We start from the raw sequence: 20,426 nt of genomic DNA on the forward strand, positions 1-20,426 counted from the left end.
CCTTAAAACGGAACCAATCCGGAGTTAGGAGTGCAGGGTATTCAAGAGTGAAACAGCGACCTCCAGCGCCAGAAGGGCGTAGGGCGCTGTTGAAACCGTCCCTCACGGGCGCCGGAGGCGCTTTCGGAAGGGGGACCGTCCAGCGAACCGGATGGGCCGGTATCGCGGATCAACCGATGGCCCGTCATGGGGCAGGATTGCAGGATGCTTCGGCGCCTGCTTGCCGGAGCGCTTCCATGCGGGTGCGCGCCAAGCGGCGAGCGGCCGGTTCTGATTAGAAGCCTCCCGTTGTCTTGCCCGTGATGCGCCAAATAAAGCGGCATAGAGATCGCCCGCGCCGCATCGGCCGCGGACGCTCTCTCGCACACGAAGGACAGAACATGTTCGAGACTCACAAGGTAGAAATCGAATGGGCCGGGCGCCCGCTCAAGCTCGAAACCGGCAAGATTGCCCGCCAGGCTGACGGCGCGGTTCTCGCCACCTACGGCGAAACCGTCGTGCTCGCCACCGTCGTTTCGGCCAAGGCGCCGAAGCCGGGCCAGGACTTCTTTCCGCTGACCGTCAACTACCAGGAGAAGACCTACGCCGCCGGCAAGATTCCTGGCGGTTACTTCAAGCGCGAAGGCCGCCCGACCGAGAACGAGACGCTGGTCTCGCGCCTGATCGACCGGCCGATCCGCCCGCTCTTCCCGGAAGGCTACAAGAACGACACCCAGGTCATCCTCACTGTCATGCAACATGACCTCGAGAACGACCCGGACGTCGTGGCGATGGTCGCCGCCTCCGCGGCGCTGACGCTTTCCGGCGTACCCTTCATGGGCCCGGTCGGCGGGGCACGCGTCGGCTACATCAACGGCGAATATGTCCTCAACCCGCACCTCGACGAAATGGACGAATCCTCGCTCGACCTCGTCGTGGCCGGTACCCAGGACGCCGTGCTGATGGTCGAATCGGAAGCCAAGGAACTGCCCGAGGACGTCATGCTCGGCGCCGTGATGTTCGGCCACAGGGGCTTCCAGCCGGTGATCGACGCGGTCATCAAGCTTGCAGAAGTCGCCGCCAAGGAGCCGCGCGAATTTGAGCCGGAGGACCATTCGGCCCTCGAGAACGCCATGCTCGAAATTGCCGAGGCCGAGCTGCGCAACGCCTACAAGATCACCGAGAAGGCGGCACGCTACGCCGCCGTCGATGCCGTCAAGACGAAGGTCAAGGAACACTTCCTGCCGGAGGGCGTCGAGAATCCCGGGCACACCGCAGAAGAGATCGCCGCCGTCTTCAAGCACCTGCAGGCGAAAATCGTTCGCTGGAACATCCTCGACACGCAGAGCCGCATCGACGGCCGCGATCTCGTCACCGTCCGTCCGATCGTCGCCGAGGTTGGCCTTCTGCCACGCACCCACGGCTCCGCGCTGTTCACGCGCGGCGAGACGCAGGCGATCGTGGTTGCGACGCTCGGCACCGGCGAAGACGAGCAGTATGTCGATTCCTTGACCGGCATGTACAAGGAAAACTTCATGCTGCACTACAACTTCCCGCCCTTCTCGGTCGGTGAAACAGGTCGTCTCGGTTCGCCGGGCCGCCGCGAAATCGGCCACGGCAAGCTTGCCTGGCGCGCAATCCATCCGATGCTGCCGACGGCGGAACAGTTCCCCTACACGTTGCGGGTCGTCTCGGAAATCACCGAGTCGAACGGCTCGTCCTCGATGGCGACCGTCTGCGGCACATCGCTGGCGCTGATGGACGCCGGCGTTCCGATCGCCAAGCCCGTCGCCGGCATCGCCATGGGCCTGATCAAGGAAGACGACCGCTTCGCCGTTCTCTCCGATATCCTTGGCGACGAGGACCATCTCGGCGACATGGACTTCAAGGTTGCGGGCACCGAAGCCGGCGTCACCTCGCTGCAGATGGACATCAAGATCGCCGGCATCACCGAAGAGATCATGAAGGTGGCGCTCGACCAGGCCAAAAGCGGCCGTGTCCACATTCTCGGCGAAATGGCCAAGGCGATCTCCGAGAGCCGCGGCCAGCTCGGCGAATTCGCGCCGCGCATCGAAGTCATGAACATCCCGGTCGACAAGATCCGTGAAGTCATCGGCTCCGGCGGCAAGGTCATCCGCGAAATCGTCGAAAAGACCGGCGCCAAGATCAACATCGAGGACGACGGCACTGTCAAGATCGCCTCGTCCTCCTCGAAGGAGATCGAAGCCGCCCGCAAGTGGATCCACTCGATCGTCGCCGAGCCGGAAGTCGGGCAGATCTACGAAGGCACGGTCGTCAAGACCGCCGACTTCGGCGCCTTCGTCAATTTCTTCGGCGCGCGCGACGGCCTCGTCCACATCTCGCAGCTCGCCTCCGAGCGAGTCGCCAAGACGACCGACGTCGTCAAGGAAGGCGACAAGGTCTGGGTCAAGCTGATGGGCTTCGACGAGCGCGGCAAGGTCCGCCTCTCCATGAAGGTCGTCGACCAGGCGACCGGCAAGGAGGTCGTCGCCGAGAAGAGCGAAAAGAAGGACGGCGGCGAAGCGGCCGAATAAGGGCGAATCGCCCGAAGCATTCGAGCGTGGCTCCGTGCGCAAGTGCGGAGCCACGCTCCGTTTCCGCCGTCGTAAGGCCCCTCCCCGACCCCTCCCCACAAGGGGGAGGGGCTCACTGCTCACCCGCCTGCCGCCATCCGAACCTCCGAAATCGAGGAACCGTTGAGGAATGGAGAGGCGGGGCGACAGGTAAGCCCTCCCCCTTGTGTGGAGGGGTTTCGCCATTGACCTTGAAATCGGAATCCAGCCCATGAGCCGCGACGCGCTGAAAACTCTGTTCTACCCGTTCGATACCGGCGTCATCGAAGCTCCGCAGGAAGGCGAGCGCGTTCTCTTCCTGGGCGCCGAGGCCGGTTACAGGCTGCCCGGAGGCTTCGCCGGATCCATCGCTGCCGTACAGCCGCTGAAGCCCGTCTATCGCGCTCTTAAAGCCGCGCAGGCCGACGTCGCGCCGATTGCTACCGGAGACGAGTATGACGTCGCACTGGTGCTCTGCGGCAAGCACAAAGGCGAAAACGAGAACAGGATCGCCGAGGCGCTGAAGCGCACCCGCACCGGCGCCCTGATCGTCGTCGCAGGCGCTAAGGAAGACGGCATTCAGCCGTTGCGCAAGAAGATTGCAAGATTCGGCTGGGATGGCGATTCCATGCCAAAATATCATGGCGTCGCCTTCTGGTTTACTCGGCCGGACGACGTGTCCGAGGCCGCCGCCAGGCTCGCCAAGGTTCCGGTGCGCGTCGACGGCGTTTTCGAGGCCTCGCCCGGGATGTTCTCGCATGACCGCGTCGATGCCGGCTCCGAGTTGCTCGCCTCGCGTTTGCCCCGTGATTTCACCGGTCATGCAGCGGACTTCGGCGCGGGTTGGGGCTATCTTTCGGTGAAGCTCGCCGAGGCCTCACCAGGTCTCAAGGGCATAGACCTCTTCGAAGCGGATTACGAGGCGTTGGAGGCTGCCCGTGTCAACATGGCGACGAATGCGTCCTCGACACCGGCACGCTTCTATTGGCACGACCTGACGGCCGAGGAGACACGCGACAAGTACGATCTGATCGTCATGAACCCGCCCTTCCACGAAGGGCATGCCGCAGAGCCGGCACTCGGCGCGGCGATGATCCGCGCGGCCGCCAAGGCCCTCAAACATGGCGGTCGGCTGATGCTGGTGGCCAATCGCGGCCTGCCCTACGAACAGGTCCTCAGCGAGACTTTTCAGCAAAGCGGCGAAACCTGCCGCAATGCGCGCTTCAAGGTGCTCTGGGCGAAGCGCTGAAGAAGCGCGACTTATCTGACGCGCCAAGTGCCATGCCAGGCTGCGGGAGAGATTACCGCAGCCTCGCCTTCAGCGAGGCATCCGGAAAGCAGGTGGGCGTGATGCCGTTCTTCGCCTGCCAGTCGCCAAGCGAGCGACGGGTCTTGTAGCCGGGCAATCCGTCGACCTTACCGACATCGTAGCCAACCGCCGTGAGCGCCTTCTGCATGCCAAGCACGTCGGAACGCAGCATCTTGCCGACATCGCCCCACTCAGCCCGAAAGGCGCCGCTTCCCGCGGCGATGCGATCGGCGAGATTCCCAATGAAAAGCGCGTAGAGATCGGAATTGTTGTATTCCTTGAGGACGTAAAAATTCGGCGTAACCACGAAGCTAGGGCCATGCCTGCCGGCAGGCACCAGCATCATGCCGGGAGCCGAGCGCTCCCCCGGCGGAAAAGGCTTTCCGGACACGCGCGCTATCCCCATTTCGACCCAATCGGCGATGGGGCGGGCAAGGTCCGGGCCTTCCTGAGCACAAGATACCGTTGCCGGGATCGAAACTTCGAAACCCCAGTCACGGCCGCTCTGCCAACCTTTCTCGGAGAGGTAGTTTGCGACGGAGGCGAGGCTGTCCGGAACGGAACTCCAGATGTCGCGGCGGCCGTCGCCGTCGAAATCGACAGCGTATTTCAGAAAGCTCGAGGGCAGGAATTGCGGCTGGCCCATGGCGCCCGCCCATGAGCCGCGCATGTCCGCTTGCCGGACGTCGCCGCTCGCGAGCATGTGAAGCGCGGCGATCAGCTCGCGCCGGAAAAGCTCGGGCCGCGTCGACATGAAGGCCTTGGTCGCCAGCACATCCATGATCGGATGCGGGATGTTCGCCCGGCCGAAGCCCGATTCGCGTCCCCAGATCGCAAGGATGACCGACCCGGAAACGCCATAGGTTCTCTCGATCTTCTGCAATGTCGAGGCATGGGCGCTCGCAAGACTGCGGCCGGTCGCCGCCAGTCCCTGCAGTCGCTTCTCCGAGAAATAGGAGCCGGGTGAGGAAAACTCGGCTTGACTCTGCTTGCGCTGCTTCGCCTTTGGAAAGCCGGGCGGCGCCAGATCGGGAAGATCCCAATAAAGTCTCACATCCCGAAAGGCAGCCCTGAAAGAAGCGGCGGAAATGCCGGCCTTTTCGGCCTCCGGCCAGAGATCGTTCTGCAGCCATTGACGGAAGTCGCTTTCGACATCGGCTTTCGATGCGGCGAAACAGCATCCGGTGAAAGACGCGAACGAAAGGATCAAGGCAAAAAGGAATTTCAGCATGCGGCTTCCGTAATTCGATAGAGGCAATGATCAGATGGTCGTACGCGCCCTGAGCGCGGCTGTCAGCGTGCCTTCGTCGAGATAGTCGAGCTCGCCGCCGACGGGGACGCCATGGGCAAGGCGGGTGATCTTCACCTCCATGCCTTCGAGCTGGTCGGTGATGTAATGCGCCGTCGTCTGGCCCTCGACGGTGGCGTTGACGGCGATGATCAGCTCGCGCACGCCGCCCCTGGCGACTCGATCGACGAGGTTCTTGATATTGAGATCGTCCGGACCGATGCCATCGAGCGGCGACAGCGTGCCGCCGAGCACGTGGTAGGCGGCGTTCATCGCGCCCGCACGCTCCAGCGCCCAGAGATCGGCAACGTCCTCCACCACGATGATCACCGACTGATCGCGCCGCTCATCGGTGCAGACCGTACAAGGATCGATCGTATCGACGTTGCCACAGCAGGAGCAGAGCCTGACCTTGCGGTGCGCCTCGCCCATTGCTTCGGCAAGCGGCCCGAGCAATTGCTCCTTCTTCTTGACGAGATGCAGGGCCGCCCGCCGGGCGGAACGCGGCCCGAGGCCCGGCACCTTCGCCAGGAGCTGGATGAGCTTTTCGATTTCGGGACCGGTGACTCGCTTTGCCATGGGCGGCTTTTATAGCATTTTGCAGTCAGGTGGAATCATCTGACTTCGCACTACAGCATGTCTCCTTAAATCGAGCTCGATTTAAGGACAAAGACATGCAGCAGTTCAAAGTGCTACAGCGACCTTTGCGCGTCTGATAAGACGCGCGGCGCTGTAATGCGGCAGGAACAAGCAGAGCGGCCCTGCGAACGCCCTTGAGCATGACGCCGACGAAGAAACCCGCTGAGCGCGTGAACGCGGATCAGAACGGCAGCTTCATGCCGGGAGGAATCGGAAGACCGGCCGTCAGCTCGCGGGTCTTTTCGGCCTGCACGGCCTCGGCCTTCTCCTTGGCATCCTTGTGGGCGGCAACGATCAGATCTTCGAGGATTTCGACGTCGTCTTCCTTGAAGAGTGAGGGATCGATCTTCAGACTTTTCAGATGGCCCTTGCCGTCGAGGCGGACAGTGACGAGGCCTCCGCCCGAGGTGCCGTCGACTTCGAGCGCAGCGATCTCCGCCTGCAGCTTCTCCATCTTCGCCTGCATTTCCTTGACCTTGCCCATCATGCCCATGATGTCGCGCATCGTCGTCTCCTGTTCTTGTATTTGTGCCTGAAATAGCGCCGCTTGTGCTATTCGCCATGCTACTCGATGTCGTCGCTATTCTATATCGTCACCGGGCACGATATCGCCGTCCTCGGATTCGGCGGCGGCCGGCACAAGGGCTTCAACCTCCTCTGCCGCGGCGCGAAAACGCACATCGGTGATCCGGGCACCGGGAAAGCGCGCGAGGATCGCGGCAACGTCCGGATCCTGGCGCGCGTCGTTGACGCGCTCTTCCTGAGCCCGCTGCTCTGCCTCGACGAGCGTCGGTTCGCCGGGTTCACGGCTGTAGCTGACGACCCAGTGAATACCGGTCCATTCCTTGAGCTTGACCGCGAGTTCACCGAGCAGCGTCTTCGGTGCGTCCTCGGGCAGGTTGACGTCGAGGCGGCCCGGCTCGATATGCACGAGGCGCAGGAAACCACGCACCAGCGTCTTCAGCTTGATGTCGCGGTTCTTCGCGCAGAGTTCGGCGATATCGCTGATCGAGTTGACCGGGACCTTCGGCTCGGGTCTTGCGGCGGGTGCCGGCGCCAGACTTTCCTCGGTGCGGCCGACGCCGATCGGCTGTGGTGCGGCATCCGGGACGGCGCGCAGCATCGTGGCACCGTTGCCGGACGGCCTTTGCTGGGGCGCCGCCTCCCTGGAACGGGCCTCGATCGACCCACCGGCGGACTGCTGCTCAGCGCTGCCGCCACTGCGCGTCGGTGTCGGGCGTCCGCCGGCTTCCCCACCCGAAAGCTCGAGCAGCCTTCGCGCGGCCTCCTCCGGCGAGGGAAGATGGGCGGCATGGGCAAGCCGGATCAGGACCATCTCGGCAGCACCCGCCGGGCGCGCGGAACTTTCCGCTTCGGGAATGCCCTTCAACAGCATCTGCCAAATGCGCGAGAGGGTGGTGACCGCGATGCTGCCCGCGAACTCGGCGCCGCGCGTGCGCTCGATCTCGCTCAGCGACTGGTCGTTTGCCGCCTCGGGCACGTATTTCATGCGCGTGACGAGATGGGTGAAATCGGCGAGGTCGGTCAAGACCACGGTGGGATTGGCCCCTGCCTCGTATTGAGCGCCGAATTCGCGCAGCGCTGCGGCCGCATCGCCCTTGATGATGTGCTCGAAGAGATCGACGATGCGGGCTCTGTCGGCGAGCCCCAGCATCGAGCGCACAGTCTCCACCTGGACGGCGCCGCCGCCATGGGCGATCGCCTGGTCGACCAGCGACAGCCCGTCGCGCGCCGAGCCTTCCGCCGCGCGAGCCACCATCGCAAGTGCTTCCGGCTCGAAAGCCACGGCCTCCTTGCTGAGGATCGTCGAGAAGAGGCCGACGAGATCGGAGGCGCTGATGCGCCTCAAATCGAAGCGCTGGCAGCGCGACAGCACGGTGATCGGCACTTTGCGGATCTCGGTGGTCGCGAAGATGAACTTCACGTGCTCCGGCGGCTCTTCCAGCGTCTTCAGGAGGCCGTTGAAGGCCTGGGTCGAGAGCATGTGCACTTCGTCGATGATGTAGACCTTGTAGCGGGCGGAGACCGGCCGATAGCGTACCTGCTCGATGATTTCGCGAATGTCGTCGATGCCGGTATGCGAAGCGGCGTCCATCTCGATCACGTCGACATGGCGGCCGTCCATGATCGCCTGGCAATGCTCACCGAGGACGCGAAGGTCGATCGTCGGTCTGTCGATCTCCGCTGTCTTGTAGTTCAGCGCCCGCGCCAGGATACGCGCCGTTGTCGTCTTGCCGACGCCGCGCACGCCGGTCAGCATATAGGCCTGAGCTATGCGGCCGGTCTCGAAGGCGTTGGTGAGCGTGCGCACCATCGGCTCCTGCCCGACCATGAGGTCCGAGAAATCCTTGGGGCGATACTTGCGCGCCAGAACGCGGTAGGCGGCCGGTTTGTCAACAGGCGAATGGGGGGGTGGATTGGCGGATGAAATAGGCGCTTCGTCGCTCATCGACCCTGCCGCTGTTCGAACTCGTGTCCCGACAGGACGGAGAAGAAGGTGGGAGGCTGGCACGGTGACCCGTGCCGGAGCTCGTTAGGGCTGCTTCCTTCCGGACCTGACCCGGTTGGCGAGTGGCTCGTCCACCACCAACCTCCCGGCCTCCATATCGGCAATATCTGAAGCAAATGCAAGCCAAGCCATCAAAAAACTGATATCGATAATGCGAAACTAGGCGAATCCCTTTCGAGGAGAATCTCTTGTCAACCTTCACGCTCGACGAGCGCCTCGAGCGCGACGGCATCCCGATCGCATCGATCGGTCTCTGCCAATTGCGCCTGATGAATGATCGGCGTTGGCCCTGGCTTATCCTCATACCCCAGCGCGAAGGTGTTTCGGAAATTTTCGATCTGTCGCCGCTCGACCAGACGATGCTGACCTTCGAAACGATGCTGGTGGCAACGGCCCTTAAGAAAGTGACCGGAGCCGAGAAGATCAATGTCGGCGCACTCGGCAACGTGGTCCGGCAGCTTCATGTGCATGTCATCGCACGCCGGACGGGCGATCCCAACTGGCCGGGTCCCGTCTGGGGGTTCGGAAAGGCCGAGCCCTGGCCGGAGACGGAGCATGAGGCATTCGCAGCAGGCATACTGGAAAATCTTTGAACATGACGAAAACGATCTTCGATCTTCACAGCCCTCACCCGGAGCCGAGCACCTTCGTCGCTTTCGCCGAAAATCACCTCGACCGGCAGTCCGAGCACCGGCCGGACGATTGCCTGGAAGCGGCCCTGAAGCATCCCGGCGCGCATTTTCTCGCCTTCTCCGGCGCCAAGCTGATCGTCAAGCATGACGCGAAGATCATTGACCCGCTCTTTGCGCCCTATGAACTCGCCGGCCTCGAGCCGACGCTCGACGAGGCCATCCTGCTCGGTTACCTCCCGAATGGAGAACCGCGGCTTGCGGTACCCTCGGGCCTCACCGAGGAAACCGTACCGGAGCCCTTCAAGATCGCCGATGCGCGCATGCTCTACCGCCAGCAGATGCTGCCGGAAGAACTGCTGGGGCAGTTTGCACAGGGGTCGAGCCTGATTGTCTGGAACGCCAACAATCGCTTCTGCGGCCGTTGCGGCGGCCCGATGGACGGAGCGGCCGGCGGCTATCGGAGGGTCTGCACCGCCTGCGGACACATGGTCTTTCCGCGCACGGACCCGGTCGTCATCATGCTGACGATCGATATCGAGCGCGACCTCTGCCTGCTCGGGCGCAGCCCGCACTTCGCGCCGGGCATGTATTCCTGCCTCGCCGGCTTCGTGGAACCGGGCGAAACGATCGAGAATGCAGTCCGACGGGAGACGCAGGAGGAGGCGGGTATCCGCATCGGCCGCGTGCGTTATCACGCCTCCCAGCCCTGGCCGCTGCCGCATTCGCTGATGATCGGCTGCTATGCCGAGGCGAAGTCGACCGCCATCCGGCGCGACGAGCAGGAACTGGAGGACGTGCGCTGGTTCACGCGGGCGGAGACCGAGGCGATGCTGGAGCGCACCACCGGAATTGCCGACACGGGCGACGAGCACATTCCGCCACCGAAGGGGGCGATTGCGCATCAGCTCATGCGCGACTGGCTAGCCTGGCCGGAGCGAAGCTGAGAGGGTTTCACAGGGCCTAAGTGCCGGCGATGGCAGGTCCTCGCATCCGGCGTCAACCGGCAGCGCAGGACCGGCATCGCATTTCCCCTTAATCGAGGTCGATTCAGGGGGACCAGGATCAGCGGCCGTAGACGGCGGCGTGAATCTGCGAACGGGAAAGGCCGATGTCGCTCAGCGCGTGGTCATCCAGAGCTTTCAACTCGCGGATCGCGCGGCGCTTCGTTGCATATTCCATGAGCTTCTGGCGGATTTTCATATTTGACACTCCATATCTTGACGAGTGTCAAATAGGCATTTGCCCAAGATTTAAGTAGCACCGCGATTGCAGATTAGGCATGCGCTGAACGCGTAGCCGGCTAACGCACTTTTGCCATTTTTCTCCGCAGGGGAAATGCACGATCGCCGCGGTCCGGAGCCACTCGTGCCTGGGAATCACACCGGCCGCGGCACCTGATCCCCGCTGGACCTCAGAGCACGCCGCGCATCGGATGCGCCGGGTAGCTGCCGAGTATGCGCACGTTTTCCGAGAAGAACCGCAGTTCGTCCATCGCGTGGCGCACGCCCAGGTCGTCCGGGTGGCCCTCGATATCCGCATAGAACTGCGTCGCGTAGAACTTACCGCCGAGCTGATAGCTTTCGAGCTTCGTCATGTTGATACCGTTCGTCGCAAAGCCGCCGAGCGCCTTGTAAAGGGCGGCCGGGATATTGCGCACCTTGAAGACGAAAGTGGTGATGATCAACTCCTCGTCCGACTTCCGTGCAATCCCCTTCTCCTCGCGCGAAAGCACGACGAAACGGGTGACGTTGCTATCGGTATCCTCCACATTCTCGGCGATGATTTCGAGCCCGTAGAGATCGGCGGCAAGGCGCGGCGCAAGCGCCGCCATCGAGCGGTCGCCGTTCTCCTTGACGAGCTTGGCTGCGCCCGCGGTGTCTCCCGCCACGACCGGCTTCCAGCGATTGGCACGGACGATCTTGCGGCACTGGCCAAGAGCGTGGATATGGCTGTGCACAGTGCGGATCTCGTCGTGCTTGACGCCCGGCAGCACCATCAGCTGGAAGCGGATCGGCATGAAATACTCGCCGACGATATGCAGACGCGACTCCGGCAGAAGGTGATGGATATCGGCCACGCGTCCCGCAATGGTGTTCTCGATCGGGATCATGGCGAGATCGGCCTCGCCATTTTCCACCGCCAGAAAGGCATCCTCGAAAGTCTGGCAGGGCAGCGGCTCCATCGACGGGAACATGTCGCGGCAGGCCATGTCGGAATTGGCGCCGTAGTCGCCCTGGAAGGAAATCCGGTTCGTTTTGGCAATCACTTTGATTTCCCCTCAGCTTCTGGCTCGAAGAATGCGGCGGGCCTTCTCGAGGTCGCCCGGCGTATCGACGCCGAGCGGCACGGAGTCGACGATTTCGACATCGATGCGCATGCCGGCTTCGAGCGCCCGCAGTTGCTCGAGCGACTCGCGCTTCTCGAGCGTCGAGGGCTTCAGCGACACGAAGGTCTCGAGCGCCTTGCGCCGATAGGCATAGAGGCCGATATGGTGATAGAGCGGGCCCGTCCCGTGCGGCGCGGTGGCGCGGGTGAAATAGAGCGCTCGCAGCCGACTCTCCGAAAGCGGCGAGCCGACGACCTTGACGACGTTGGGATTGGTCTTCTCATGCTCGTCGGTAATCGCAACCGTGAGCGTGGCAATGTCGGTCGCTGCATCCTCGAGCGGCTTCAGCGCCGCGCGGATCGGCTCCGGCTCGATCGTCGGCAAGTCCCCCTGCACGTTGATGACGATCTCGGCCTCACCCTCCGGGTCGGCCTTCATGAGCGCCTCGAAGATCCGGTCGGAGCCGGACTGGTGGTCTTCCCGTGTCATGATCGCCTCGAACCCGGCATCGCGCACCACTTGGAACACCTCCGGGTGATCGACGGCGACGACGATTCGGCCGACATCGGCCTCCTGAGCGCGCCTGGCCACCTGTACGATCATCGGCAGGCCGCAAATGTCGGCGAGCGGCTTTCCCGGCAGGCGCGTGGACGCCAGGCGCGCTGGAATGAGCACGATCGATTTGCGCGATTTTTCTCGAATCATTTTTCGGCCTTCAAAGTCCCCACGGAAAGTGTCAAAAGGTCTCACTGCGGGGCCGATAATCACTGTTGCAACGCAGAGCCAAAAGACATAGGTTCCGCGCGATTTCAAGATGGGCCGGCCTTTTGTTTGCGCCGGTGGCAAAGGGAGCGTTTGCAGATGAATCCATATGTGAACATGGGTGTGGGTGCCTTGCTGGGTACGGTCTTCGTGCTGATGACCGTTTCCATCGCATCGGAAGGCATTTTCCATTCCGAAGCTCCCGAGAAGGAAGGCTTCGCGATCGTCGCCGAGGAGACGACCGGAGAGCCGGATGCTGCCGGCGGCGGTGAAGCCACTTCCGAACCGATCGGTCCGCTGCTGGCCAAGGCCGACGCCTCCGCGGGCGAAGCCGCGTTCAAGAAGTGCGCAAGCTGTCACACCGTGGAGAAGGGCGGACCCAACAAGGTCGGCCCGAATCTCTGGAGCATCGTCAACCGCCCGGTCGCCTCGCATGAGGGCTTCAGCTATTCCGCCGGCATGCAGACCTTCGCAGAAGGCGGCAAGGTCGTCTGGGACTACGACCATCTCAGCTACTTCCTCGAAGCGCCGAAGAAGCACGTACCTGGCACGGCGATGGGCTTTGCCGGCATCAAGAAGGCCGACGAACGGGCCAACCTGATCGCTTGGCTGCGCGAGCAGGCGGACAGCCCGGCGCCGCTGCCCGCCGCCGACGCAACCGGAGCTACCGAAGCCGCTCCGGCGCAAGGCGAGGCTGCCCAGGGAACCCCGGCACCCGCTCCCGCCCCGGCCAACTGAGCGTCCTCAGACAGTCCTTTGAGAAAGCCCGGCCCTAGCCGGGCTTTTTCGTGTCGCCTCCAGCGGTACAGTCCTCGCGCACCTCCAAGAAGGCGGGCGAAAGCGCTAGGGGCGCCTCCGAAATCACCGCTGTCGGATTTTGCTTTGGCAATGATAAAATCTGTGCATATGAAAGCATGAACGCAACCCGATGCGATCTGATCTGAGCTAAATCCCGCCCGATGACGAGCGGGACGTATCCGCTCGGACCGAAGGAGCGGACGATAGATGACCGAGAGCCAGGCAAAGACTTTCCTGTTCGAGAAGAACCAGAACCCGCTGGCGGCGAGCGAGCGCGAGGCGCTGCTTGAGAACCCCGGCTTCGGCCGCGTGTTCACCGATCACATGGTGACGATCCGCTATTCCGAGGGGCGCGGCTGGCATGATGGCAGGATCGAAGCCCGCAGGGCTTTCGATCTCGATCCCGCGACCGTGGTGTTCCATTACGCCCAGGAGATCTTCGAGGGCATGAAGGCCTACCGGCTGCGCGACGGCGGAGCGGCACTGTTCCGCCCGGACGCCAATGCCCGCCGGTTCCGCAACTCCGCCCTCAGACTGGCCATGGCTCCTCTGCCCGAGGACATGTTCGTCCAGTCCGTGCGCGAACTGGTCCGCGTCGATCGCGACTGGATCCCGAGCGCCGACGGAGCCGCTCTTTACCTCCGGCCCTTCATGATCTCCACCGAGGTGCTTCTCGGGGTCAAGCCGTCCTCCGATTATATCTATTGCGTGATCGCCTCTTCGGTCGGTTCCTATTTCAAGGGGGGAGCACCGGCGGTGACGCTCTGGGTTTCCGAGAACTACACGCGGGCGGCTCCGGGCGGAACCGGCGAAGCCAAGTGCGGCGGCAATTATGCCGCGAGCCTCGCCGCCCAGGCCGAAGCGACCCGGGAAGGCTGCGAGCAGGTGATCTTCCTCGACGCGGTCGAGCGGCGCTATGTCGAGGAACTCGGCGGCATGAACGTCTTCTTCCTCTTCGACGACGGATCGCTGCAGACGCCGCCGCTCACCGGCACGATCCTGCCCGGCATCACCCGCGATTCGCTGATCACGCTCGCCCGCGACCTCGGGCTCACCGTGCGCGAGGAACCCTATGCCATCGATCGGTGGGAGGCGGATGCAAAGAGCGGTCGCCTCACCGAAGCCTTCGCCTGCGGTACGGCGGCGGTCGTCACCCCGATTGGCCAAGTGAAGGGCCGCAAATACAACTTCACCATCGGCAGTGGCGGCGCCGGCCAGGTCACGGGCAAGCTGAAGGCAGCGCTGCTCGACATCCAGAACGGCCGCGCGCCCGACCCGCACGGCTGGATCGACCGGCTGTTCTGACGCCCTCGGGCTTGCCGTTTCCCGGCCCGGTGCATAGGGCCAATCTCGCGATCACATCAACAGATAGGCCCAGGCGGAAACGCTGACGACGCCGAGCGCCGTCGTCAGCGTGATCGTCGATGAGGCGAGCGCGTGGCCGACATTGAAATGATTGGCGATTAGCCAGGCATTGACGCCGGTCGGCACGGACGAGGTCAGCACCAGCGCCGCGGTCCAGCTCTCGCTCAGTCCGAGAAGATGGCAGGCGGCGAATACCACCCCCGGCAGGACCAGGAGCTTCAGGGCGCTGGTAACGGTGGCAAGCCCGGTATTGCCTGCGAGGCCGTATCTGTTGAGCGCCATGCCGATCGAGACCAGCGCGGCAGGCGCGGCAACACCGGCAAGCTGATCGACAACGATCTTTGCCGGCCCGCCGAGCGGCTGGCCGACAAGATGGAAGAGCGCGCCGAAGGCAAGCCCGATCACCAACGGATTGCGGACGAGATTGCGCGCGACCCCAACAAGCAACCTGGCGAGGCCTTGCCCCGGCTTGCCGCTCGTCTTGCGTTCAGCCCGCTCCATGAACACGGTCCCGGCGATCATCATCACCGGCAAGTGCACCGAAAGCAGGATCGACAACGCCACGACCCCCTCCTCGCCGACAACCCGGGAAACGAGCGGCAGGCCGATGAAAACGGTATTGGCGAAGGCGGACGAGACGCCTGCGAGCACGCCCATGCGCGGATCACGGCCGAAGCCGAGGGTGGCGGCGAGATGACCGATGGTCCAGGTGACGGCCACCCCTGAGAAATAGGCAAGCCAGAGCGGCCAAGGCGAACCTTCCTTGAAATCCGCCTCGGCCAGGGTGCGGAAGAGCAGGACCGGCACAGCCACGCGAAAGACGAAATCGCCAAGCGCCTCCCCGACGGCCGGCCCCAGATAGCCGAATCGGACGACGAGCCAGCCGGTCAGGATCAGGATGAAAATCGGAAGCACGTTCAGGAAGACTTCGGACATGGGCAGGCCTTTGGTCCACGACGGTCGGAGATGAATCGACGATCGCGGGCGATTCCAGAAGGGCGATTTGGATGGCGGGCGGGGATGAGCGCGCCTTCGTTCATGCAGGTGCGGGTACAGCCATAGCGCCGTTTGATCGACAGAGGCAAGGGCATGCAGCATCACATGGATCAGGACGCCGCCGCCGAAACGTGAGCGGAACCTTTCGGTCGACGCAAGCGTTGCGAAGCAAGGACTGGGCCATGGCAACGGAAGATCCGATCTATTCGCATCGGGACGACGACCCGCATCTGACCGGGGATGCGCTGGCGGAGAAGGTTACGCGCTTCCTTCATTACGCAACCCTCATCGACACGAGCGACATCTCCGTCATCGCCGCCGGCAACATGGTAATCCTTTTCGGTTCCGTCCCGCGGGAAGCAGATATCGCCTGCGCCGGCGAAGCCGCCGCTTCGGTCATCGGGGTGGGAAAGGTCGAGAACCGACTCATCGCACGTGGGCAGGCGGGGGAGATTTAGCCCCGCGTGCCGGCTATCGAAAAGAGCGTCGCACTGGCTCGGCGTCGAAACGTCGAGACCTTGTCGAAGCCGTTCCCTGCCGATCGCTCAGCGGTTGACGCTTGGCACGGAGGGGCTACCTTCCTCAGAGGAGGCTCGCGATGTGCGGACGCGTCTATATCAAAAGCAATCTCGACGAGCTGTTGCGCGGCTTCTCCTTTGCCGAGCGGAGCGCAGTCATGGGCATGGCCAACCAGTTGCCGCGCTATAACGGCGCGCCCTCCCTCACCTACCCGATCATCATCACCGACGTGATCCGAGACCCGGATGTGTTCGGGCCGACCTTCGTCAGCGCCCGCTGGGGGCTCATTCCGCGCTGGATGAAGACACCCGGTCGGCCACCGCCGGTCAATGCACGCTGCGAAGGCATTTCCACGATCGGCCTCTTCAAGCACGCCTATCGCTACCGCCGCTGCCTCATCCCTATCGACGGCTTTTTCGAGTGGAAGGACATCCATGGCACCGGCAAGCTGAAGCAGCCCTACGCCATTGCCATGAACTCCGGCGAACCCTTCGCGCTCGCCGGCATCTGGGATACCTGGCGCGACCCGAAGACGGACGAGGACATCCGCACCTTTTCAGTCATCACCTGCCCGGCGAACGAGATGATGGCGAAGATCCACGACCGCATGCCGGTGATCCTCGCACGAGAAGACTACGACCGCTGGCTCTCCTCGGAAACGGACCCTTCAGACCTGATGAAGCCGTATCCGGCGGAACTGATGACCATGTGGCCGATCGACCGGAAGGTGGGGTCGCCGAAAAACGATACGGCGGATGTGCTTGATCCCATCGATCCGGTCACGTGATCCGGCCCAGCGGCACCGCGTCAGTCGGACTGAACGTGAGTTCAAAAGGGCAGGATGGCGGACAGAGAGGGATTCGAACCCTCGATACGCTTTCACGTATACACGCGTTCCAGGCGTGCGCCTTCAACCACTCGGCCACCTGTCCATCCGTCTCAGCCGGTGGTCAGTCCGGCTGGTGTGACGCCGGCAAATCCGGCGGACGGGCGCGATATATACCGATGATGCCGGCGGGATCAACTGGTTTCTGACAGATTGTTGACAGGACGCGAGATGGCGGAGGAGGTGCTGCCATTGCGCATCTCCGGCGGCACGCCTATTTCTATGCGCGGGACGCGCAAACTCGTAAGACTGCCCGCCTCGAGGGAGCCAATGGACGAGCGGCGCGAATGCCCAGCAAAGGAGGACGAATGCGGCTCTTCTTGCGCATTGCAAGCTTTCTCGCGCTTACGGCCGCCGTTTTTGCCGGCACGATCGATTCGATCCAGTCGGTAGCGGCCTCCGCTCCAGTGATGACCCCGCTTGCCGACGGCATCGAGGTCCTCGGGCCGGATGCAGCAGGTTGGGTGCAGTCGTTGCAGCGCGCGGATGCCGGGCCGGCCTTCTGGCTCACCGCATTGCACTGGATGTTCAAGCAGCCGGCCTTCGCCGTTTTTCTTGTTATCGCCTTGCTTCTCTGGATGGCGGGCTACAGGAAGAGGCCCGCCGCCGGGCGCTTTGCCGCCTGAGCCCGTCCCGCTCGATCCTCAATGCCTCCGGCGCGAAAGGAGCCCGAGATGTTTCTGATCGACATGTTCAACAAGAAGACGATCCTACCGGATGCCGAGACGGCGCTACCCGGTCGCACGCAAGAGATCCCGACGGCCGAGACGCATTTCGTCTCCGGGCGCCCGCTGAAAGGTCCCTACCCCGACGGCACGAAGAAGGTTCTCTTCGGCATGGGTTGCTTCTGGGGCGCCGAGCGGCTTTTCTGGAAGATGCCCGGCGTTTGCGTAACGGCGGTCGGCTATTCCGGCGGGCTGACGCCGAACCCGACCTATCAGGAGACGACGACGGGGCTGACTGGCCATGCCGAGGTGGTGCTGGTCGTCTATGATCCCGAAAAGATCTCGTTTGCCCGCCTGCTCAAGACCTTTTTCGAGGAGCACGACCCGACCCAGGGCATGCGGCAAGGCAACGATGTCGGCACCACCTACCGCTCGACGATCTACGTCTATGACGAAGAGCAGCTTGCCGAAGCGAACGCGGCCCGCAACGCCTTTCGCAAGGCGCTGACCGCCTTCAACCATGGACGCGAGATCACGACGGAAATCGCAATGGCCGGTCCCTTCTATTTCGCCGAGGACTACCACCAGCAATATCTCGCCAAAAACCCCGACGGCTATTGCGGATTGCGTGGAACCGGCGTCAGCTGCCCGATCGGTTGAGCGGATTCGGGTTGGGAGGCCCCCGTTTTCTCCCTACAAGCTCTTCGCCGCCGGCCCTTTGCACCAGGGCCGGCGGCTTTTTTACCATCCGAAAAATTTTGAGTGTTTTTTTGCTTGAGCCGTGCAAGGATGCGGCCACCCAAGCCTTAAACAGAAGAGGGGCGGGATCCGCGGCACGGTTTCGCCCGGAAGACCCGAAAACATTCAATTGCGACGACAGGGCTGAAAGATGAAAAAAACTATTCTCGGTCTCTTTGCTTTTTCGATGATGTCCGCGACGGCACTCGCCGCCGACATCAAGCCCGCGATCATCTACGATCTCGGTGGCAAGTTCGACAAGTCCTTCAACGAGGCCGCCTATAACGGCGCCGAAAAGTTCAAGGCCGAAACCGGTATCGAGTATCGCGAATTCGAGATCGCCAACGATGCCCAACGCGAGCAGGCGCTTCGCCGCTTCGCCAGCGACGGCAACAGCCCCATCGTCATGGCCGGTTTCAACTGGGCCGCATCGCTCGAGAAGATCGCTCCGGAATATCCGGAGACCAAGTTCGCCATCATCGATATGGTCGTCGAGAAGCCGAACGTGAAGTCGATCGTCTTCAAGGAGCAGGAAGGCTCCTATCTTGTCGGCGTGCTCGCCGGCCTCGCCTCCAAGACGAAGACCGTCGGCTTCGTCGGCGGCATGGACATCCCGCTGATTCACAAGTTCGCCTGCGGCTATGTCGGTGGCGCCAAGTCGACCGGCGAGGGCGTAAAGGTGCTCGAAGCCTATACGGGTACGACCCCGGACGCCTGGAACGATCCGGTCAAGGGCGGTGAAATCGCCAAGTCGCAGATCGACCAGGGCGCGGACGTCGTCTATCACGCGGCCGGCGGCACTGGCGTCGGTGTTCTGCAGGCGGCGGCAGATGCCGGCAAGCTCGGCATCGGCGTCGACTCCAACCAGAACATGCTGCAGCCGGGCAAGGTGCTGACCTCGATGCTGAAGCGCGTCGACGTCGCCGTCTACGACGCCTTCACGACCGCCAAGGACGACAAGTTCGAATTCGGCGTCTCCAATCTCGGCCTCAAGGAAGACGGCGTCGGTTACGCCCTCGACGAACATAACAAGGCCGTGATCACGCCGGAAATGCTCGATGCGGTCGAGAAGGTCAAGGCAGAGATCATCGCCGGCAAAGTCCAGGTGCACGACTACATGACCGACGAGACCTGCCCCTACTGATCGGGCTGAAGGTCAATCGAAGCCGCCGGTTCGAAGACGAGCCGGCGGCTTTTTTGTGTGGCCTGTGATACCAACTGCAGTGGATTCTGACCGATCTGATCGGACAGAATCCACTGCAGTTGGCGTCAGTAGTGCGGCGGGCGCGTCACCGGGGTCGCTTCCCGCGTCTGCTCCTCGAGCGACAGGAAGCGCTCCGTCAGCCGATCGAGTTTGGCACGCGTCTGTTCGACCACTTTCCATTGCTCAGCCAGTTGATCCGAGAGCTCCTCGATCGTCTTGGCCTGGTGCGCCATCATTTCCTCGAGGCGGGTGATCCGGTCGTCCTCGCTCATGCTGTTCTCCAATCTCTTCATATCGGCAGCTACCCCTACGCCTCAGGCTCGCGCCGGGGCAGCGATACTTTGGGCAAAACCCGGGTCGCGGGCGGAAAGCAGCTTGTGCAAATGCACCATCATGCCGGCCGCGAAAAGCGGCGTCAGCAGGTTGAGCAGCGGCACGGCCAGGAAGGCAGCTAGCAGCAGCCCTCCAAGGAATACGGTTGCGCGATGCTTCCTGCGGAAGAGCCGGGCCTCCTCCGGCCTTCGATGCCGCATGGCGGCGAACTCGAAGAATTCGCGCCCGAGCAGATAACCGTTGACGAGAAAGAAGGCGATGAGGTTGAGCCCGGGTACGAGCAGGAGGAAGAGCGCGAGAATATTGCCGAGAATGACGACGCCGAGGAATTTCGCCGAACTGACGACCGCCTCGGCAAGCGGCAACGGCACCCCCGGCGGCTCGCCGGGATAGTCGCGCTTCTCCACGACCTCGGCAACGTCGTCGAGAAAGAAACCGGCGATCATCGCCGTAACCGGTGCGAGCAGCAGCGCCAGCCCAAGGGCAAGTCCGAGGCTTGCGAAAATACCGAGAACGAAAGTGAACCATCCCGCCCATTCGGGCGTGCCGGGTATCAAGGTGTCGATCCAGGGCAGCGCAAGCCAGGCGAACAGTTCGCGCAATGCGAACCAGAGCGCGACGAGCGAAAGCAGAGTAAGCCCTATGACCTTCCAGAAAACGGCACGCGTCTCGACCGCGAAAAGGTTGGCGAAGGCAAGACGCGCCGCCTCGAGAATCATGACCTGTCTCCCTAGAGCACATATGGGCCGCAAGCATGTAGGCAAAGCGCTCGCCGGCGACAAGTCGGCCGCGATCTCACGCACAATTCTTCCGGCCCTGGCAAAGCTGTCGCATGGCGATATGTTAGGCGCAGGATCGCGCGGCAAGGGCTTACATCGCCGCGC

21 protein-coding genes, 1 tRNA gene and 1 other RNA gene are annotated in these 20,426 nt (G+C 63.0%); 11 read left to right on the plus strand and 12 right to left on the minus strand.

Features of this window, described 5'->3' with window-relative positions:
* Positions 1-380: 380 nt before the first annotated feature.
* Together pnp and J2Z31_RS12265 are read left to right on the plus strand one after the other, a co-directional pair.
* A complete protein-coding gene (pnp, locus tag J2Z31_RS12260; protein ID WP_209602150.1) occupies positions 381-2,534 on the plus strand; it encodes a polyribonucleotide nucleotidyltransferase in 2,154 nt (717 codons plus the stop codon).
* A gap of 250 nt (positions 2,535-2,784) precedes the next feature.
* Positions 2,785-3,801 (plus strand): class I SAM-dependent methyltransferase, encoded by a 1,017-nt coding sequence (locus tag J2Z31_RS12265; protein ID WP_209602151.1) that lies wholly within the window; start codon positions 2,785-2,787, stop codon positions 3,799-3,801.
* 52 nt (positions 3,802-3,853) lie between these two features.
* On the opposite strand, the gene J2Z31_RS12270 is transcribed toward J2Z31_RS12265, so the two are convergent.
* The 5 genes from J2Z31_RS12270 to ffs form a co-directional block, all read right to left on the minus strand.
* Positions 3,854-5,092, minus strand: a complete 1,239-nt coding sequence (locus J2Z31_RS12270) for a lytic murein transglycosylase (protein ID WP_209602152.1) — start codon at positions 5,090-5,092, stop codon at positions 3,854-3,856.
* A gap of 30 nt (positions 5,093-5,122) precedes the next feature.
* Positions 5,123-5,728 carry a recombination mediator RecR gene (gene recR, locus J2Z31_RS12275; RefSeq protein WP_209602153.1) on the minus strand — a complete coding sequence of 202 codons (606 nt, stop codon included), beginning with the start codon at positions 5,726-5,728 and terminating at the stop codon, positions 5,123-5,125.
* Positions 5,729-5,969: 241 nt separating this feature from the next.
* Positions 5,970-6,293 carry a YbaB/EbfC family nucleoid-associated protein gene (locus J2Z31_RS12280; protein ID WP_209602154.1) on the minus strand — a complete coding sequence of 108 codons (324 nt, stop codon included), beginning with the start codon at positions 6,291-6,293 and terminating at the stop codon, positions 5,970-5,972.
* 75 nt (positions 6,294-6,368) lie between these two features.
* Positions 6,369-8,258 (minus strand): DNA polymerase III subunit gamma/tau, encoded by a 1,890-nt coding sequence (locus J2Z31_RS12285; RefSeq protein WP_209602155.1) that lies wholly within the window; start codon positions 8,256-8,258, stop codon positions 6,369-6,371.
* A 48-nt stretch (positions 8,259-8,306) separates the two neighbouring features.
* An RNA gene (ffs, locus tag J2Z31_RS12290) (signal recognition particle sRNA small type) lies at positions 8,307-8,404 on the minus strand.
* Positions 8,405-8,506: 102 nt separating this feature from the next.
* Between ffs and J2Z31_RS12295 the strand changes: the two genes are divergently transcribed.
* Positions 8,507-8,911, plus strand: a complete 405-nt coding sequence (locus J2Z31_RS12295; protein ID WP_209602156.1) for an HIT domain-containing protein — start codon at positions 8,507-8,509, stop codon at positions 8,909-8,911.
* 2 nt (positions 8,912-8,913) lie between these two features.
* Positions 8,914-9,894, plus strand: coding sequence for an NAD(+) diphosphatase (nudC, locus tag J2Z31_RS12300; protein WP_209602157.1), 981 nt, complete (start codon positions 8,914-8,916; stop codon positions 9,892-9,894).
* Between the two features lie 118 nt (positions 9,895-10,012).
* Here nudC and J2Z31_RS12305 read toward each other — a convergent pair whose 3' ends face one another.
* The 3 genes from J2Z31_RS12305 to J2Z31_RS12315 form a co-directional block, all read right to left on the minus strand.
* A complete protein-coding gene (locus tag J2Z31_RS12305; RefSeq protein WP_209602158.1) occupies positions 10,013-10,150 on the minus strand; it encodes a DUF1127 domain-containing protein in 138 nt (45 codons plus the stop codon).
* A 211-nt stretch (positions 10,151-10,361) separates the two neighbouring features.
* Complete coding sequence (locus tag J2Z31_RS12310; RefSeq protein WP_209602159.1) at positions 10,362-11,216, minus strand: prephenate dehydratase; 855 nt, start codon at positions 11,214-11,216, stop codon at positions 10,362-10,364.
* A 12-nt stretch (positions 11,217-11,228) separates the two neighbouring features.
* Positions 11,229-11,981, minus strand: a complete 753-nt coding sequence (locus J2Z31_RS12315; RefSeq protein WP_209602160.1) for a 3-deoxy-manno-octulosonate cytidylyltransferase — start codon at positions 11,979-11,981, stop codon at positions 11,229-11,231.
* Positions 11,982-12,137: 156 nt separating this feature from the next.
* Here J2Z31_RS12315 and J2Z31_RS12320 point away from each other — a divergent pair, with 156 nt between their 5' ends.
* Complete coding sequence (locus J2Z31_RS12320; protein ID WP_209602161.1) at positions 12,138-12,776, plus strand: c-type cytochrome; 639 nt, start codon at positions 12,138-12,140, stop codon at positions 12,774-12,776.
* 267 nt (positions 12,777-13,043) lie between these two features.
* Positions 13,044-14,141, plus strand: coding sequence for a branched-chain amino acid aminotransferase (locus J2Z31_RS12325; RefSeq protein WP_209602162.1), 1,098 nt, complete (start codon positions 13,044-13,046; stop codon positions 14,139-14,141).
* 51 nt (positions 14,142-14,192) lie between these two features.
* Here the strand turns inward: J2Z31_RS12325 and J2Z31_RS12330 are convergent, their stop codons facing one another.
* Positions 14,193-15,137: an AEC family transporter gene (locus J2Z31_RS12330; protein ID WP_209602163.1), complete on the minus strand. Its 945-nt coding sequence runs from the start codon at positions 15,135-15,137 to the stop codon at positions 14,193-14,195.
* A gap of 242 nt (positions 15,138-15,379) precedes the next feature.
* Between J2Z31_RS12330 and J2Z31_RS12335 the strand changes: the two genes are divergently transcribed.
* Positions 15,380-15,655, plus strand: a complete 276-nt coding sequence (locus J2Z31_RS12335; protein WP_209602164.1) for a BON domain-containing protein — start codon at positions 15,380-15,382, stop codon at positions 15,653-15,655.
* Positions 15,656-15,795: 140 nt separating this feature from the next.
* Complete coding sequence (locus J2Z31_RS12340) at positions 15,796-16,503, plus strand: SOS response-associated peptidase (RefSeq protein WP_209602165.1); 708 nt, start codon at positions 15,796-15,798, stop codon at positions 16,501-16,503.
* A 55-nt stretch (positions 16,504-16,558) separates the two neighbouring features.
* On the opposite strand, the gene J2Z31_RS12345 is transcribed toward J2Z31_RS12340, so the two are convergent.
* Positions 16,559-16,648: transfer RNA gene (locus J2Z31_RS12345), tRNA-Ser, on the minus strand.
* A gap of 262 nt (positions 16,649-16,910) precedes the next feature.
* Between J2Z31_RS12345 and J2Z31_RS12350 the strand changes: the two genes are divergently transcribed.
* The 3 genes from J2Z31_RS12350 (at position 16,911) to J2Z31_RS12360 (ending at position 19,149) form a co-directional block, all read left to right on the plus strand.
* Positions 16,911-17,228 carry a hypothetical protein gene (locus tag J2Z31_RS12350; protein ID WP_209602166.1) on the plus strand — a complete coding sequence of 106 codons (318 nt, stop codon included), beginning with the start codon at positions 16,911-16,913 and terminating at the stop codon, positions 17,226-17,228.
* A gap of 48 nt (positions 17,229-17,276) precedes the next feature.
* Positions 17,277-17,927 carry a peptide-methionine (S)-S-oxide reductase MsrA gene (gene msrA, locus J2Z31_RS12355; protein ID WP_209602167.1) on the plus strand — a complete coding sequence of 217 codons (651 nt, stop codon included), beginning with the start codon at positions 17,277-17,279 and terminating at the stop codon, positions 17,925-17,927.
* 229 nt (positions 17,928-18,156) lie between these two features.
* Positions 18,157-19,149 carry a BMP family lipoprotein gene (locus J2Z31_RS12360; protein WP_209602168.1) on the plus strand — a complete coding sequence of 331 codons (993 nt, stop codon included), beginning with the start codon at positions 18,157-18,159 and terminating at the stop codon, positions 19,147-19,149.
* 125 nt (positions 19,150-19,274) lie between these two features.
* Here J2Z31_RS12360 and J2Z31_RS12365 read toward each other — a convergent pair whose 3' ends face one another.
* Together J2Z31_RS12365 and J2Z31_RS12370 are read right to left on the minus strand one after the other, a co-directional pair.
* A complete protein-coding gene (locus tag J2Z31_RS12365; protein ID WP_209602169.1) occupies positions 19,275-19,481 on the minus strand; it encodes a SlyX family protein in 207 nt (68 codons plus the stop codon).
* A 42-nt stretch (positions 19,482-19,523) separates the two neighbouring features.
* A complete protein-coding gene (locus J2Z31_RS12370) occupies positions 19,524-20,261 on the minus strand; it encodes a sulfate transporter family protein (protein WP_209602170.1) in 738 nt (245 codons plus the stop codon).
* Between the last annotated feature and the right edge of the window lie 165 nt (positions 20,262-20,426).

Origin of the sequence: Sinorhizobium kostiense, assembly GCF_017874595.1 — a bacterium.
GTDB lineage: Bacteria > Pseudomonadota > Alphaproteobacteria > Rhizobiales > Rhizobiaceae > Sinorhizobium > Sinorhizobium kostiense.

Excerpts from the sequence above, each read along its gene's own strand:
- pnp (WP_209602150.1), top strand. The coding sequence starts at position 381 with ATGTTCGAGACTCACAAGGTAGAAATCGAATGGGCCGGGCGCCCGCTC.
- J2Z31_RS12265 (WP_209602151.1), top strand. The coding sequence starts at position 2,785 with ATGAGCCGCGACGCGCTGAAAACTCTGTTCTACCCGTTCGATACCGGC.
- J2Z31_RS12270 (WP_209602152.1), bottom strand. The coding sequence starts at position 5,092 with ATGCTGAAATTCCTTTTTGCCTTGATCCTTTCGTTCGCGTCTTTCACC.
- recR (WP_209602153.1), bottom strand. The coding sequence starts at position 5,728 with ATGGCAAAGCGAGTCACCGGTCCCGAAATCGAAAAGCTCATCCAGCTC.
- J2Z31_RS12280 (WP_209602154.1), bottom strand. The coding sequence starts at position 6,293 with ATGCGCGACATCATGGGCATGATGGGCAAGGTCAAGGAAATGCAGGCG.
- J2Z31_RS12285 (WP_209602155.1), bottom strand. The coding sequence starts at position 8,258 with ATGAGCGACGAAGCGCCTATTTCATCCGCCAATCCACCCCCCCATTCG.
- nudC (WP_209602157.1), top strand. The coding sequence starts at position 8,914 with ATGACGAAAACGATCTTCGATCTTCACAGCCCTCACCCGGAGCCGAGC.
- J2Z31_RS12305 (WP_209602158.1), bottom strand. The coding sequence starts at position 10,150 with ATGAAAATCCGCCAGAAGCTCATGGAATATGCAACGAAGCGCCGCGCG.
- J2Z31_RS12315 (WP_209602160.1), bottom strand. The coding sequence starts at position 11,981 with ATGATTCGAGAAAAATCGCGCAAATCGATCGTGCTCATTCCAGCGCGC.
- J2Z31_RS12320 (WP_209602161.1), top strand. The coding sequence starts at position 12,138 with ATGAATCCATATGTGAACATGGGTGTGGGTGCCTTGCTGGGTACGGTC.
- J2Z31_RS12325 (WP_209602162.1), top strand. The coding sequence starts at position 13,044 with ATGACCGAGAGCCAGGCAAAGACTTTCCTGTTCGAGAAGAACCAGAAC.
- J2Z31_RS12330 (WP_209602163.1), bottom strand. The coding sequence starts at position 15,137 with ATGTCCGAAGTCTTCCTGAACGTGCTTCCGATTTTCATCCTGATCCTG.
- J2Z31_RS12335 (WP_209602164.1), top strand. The coding sequence starts at position 15,380 with ATGGCAACGGAAGATCCGATCTATTCGCATCGGGACGACGACCCGCAT.
- J2Z31_RS12340 (WP_209602165.1), top strand. The coding sequence starts at position 15,796 with ATGTGCGGACGCGTCTATATCAAAAGCAATCTCGACGAGCTGTTGCGC.
- J2Z31_RS12350 (WP_209602166.1), top strand. The coding sequence starts at position 16,911 with ATGCGGCTCTTCTTGCGCATTGCAAGCTTTCTCGCGCTTACGGCCGCC.
- msrA (WP_209602167.1), top strand. The coding sequence starts at position 17,277 with ATGTTTCTGATCGACATGTTCAACAAGAAGACGATCCTACCGGATGCC.
- J2Z31_RS12360 (WP_209602168.1), top strand. The coding sequence starts at position 18,157 with ATGAAAAAAACTATTCTCGGTCTCTTTGCTTTTTCGATGATGTCCGCG.
- J2Z31_RS12365 (WP_209602169.1), bottom strand. The coding sequence starts at position 19,481 with ATGAGCGAGGACGACCGGATCACCCGCCTCGAGGAAATGATGGCGCAC.
- J2Z31_RS12370 (WP_209602170.1), bottom strand. The coding sequence starts at position 20,261 with ATGATTCTCGAGGCGGCGCGTCTTGCCTTCGCCAACCTTTTCGCGGTC.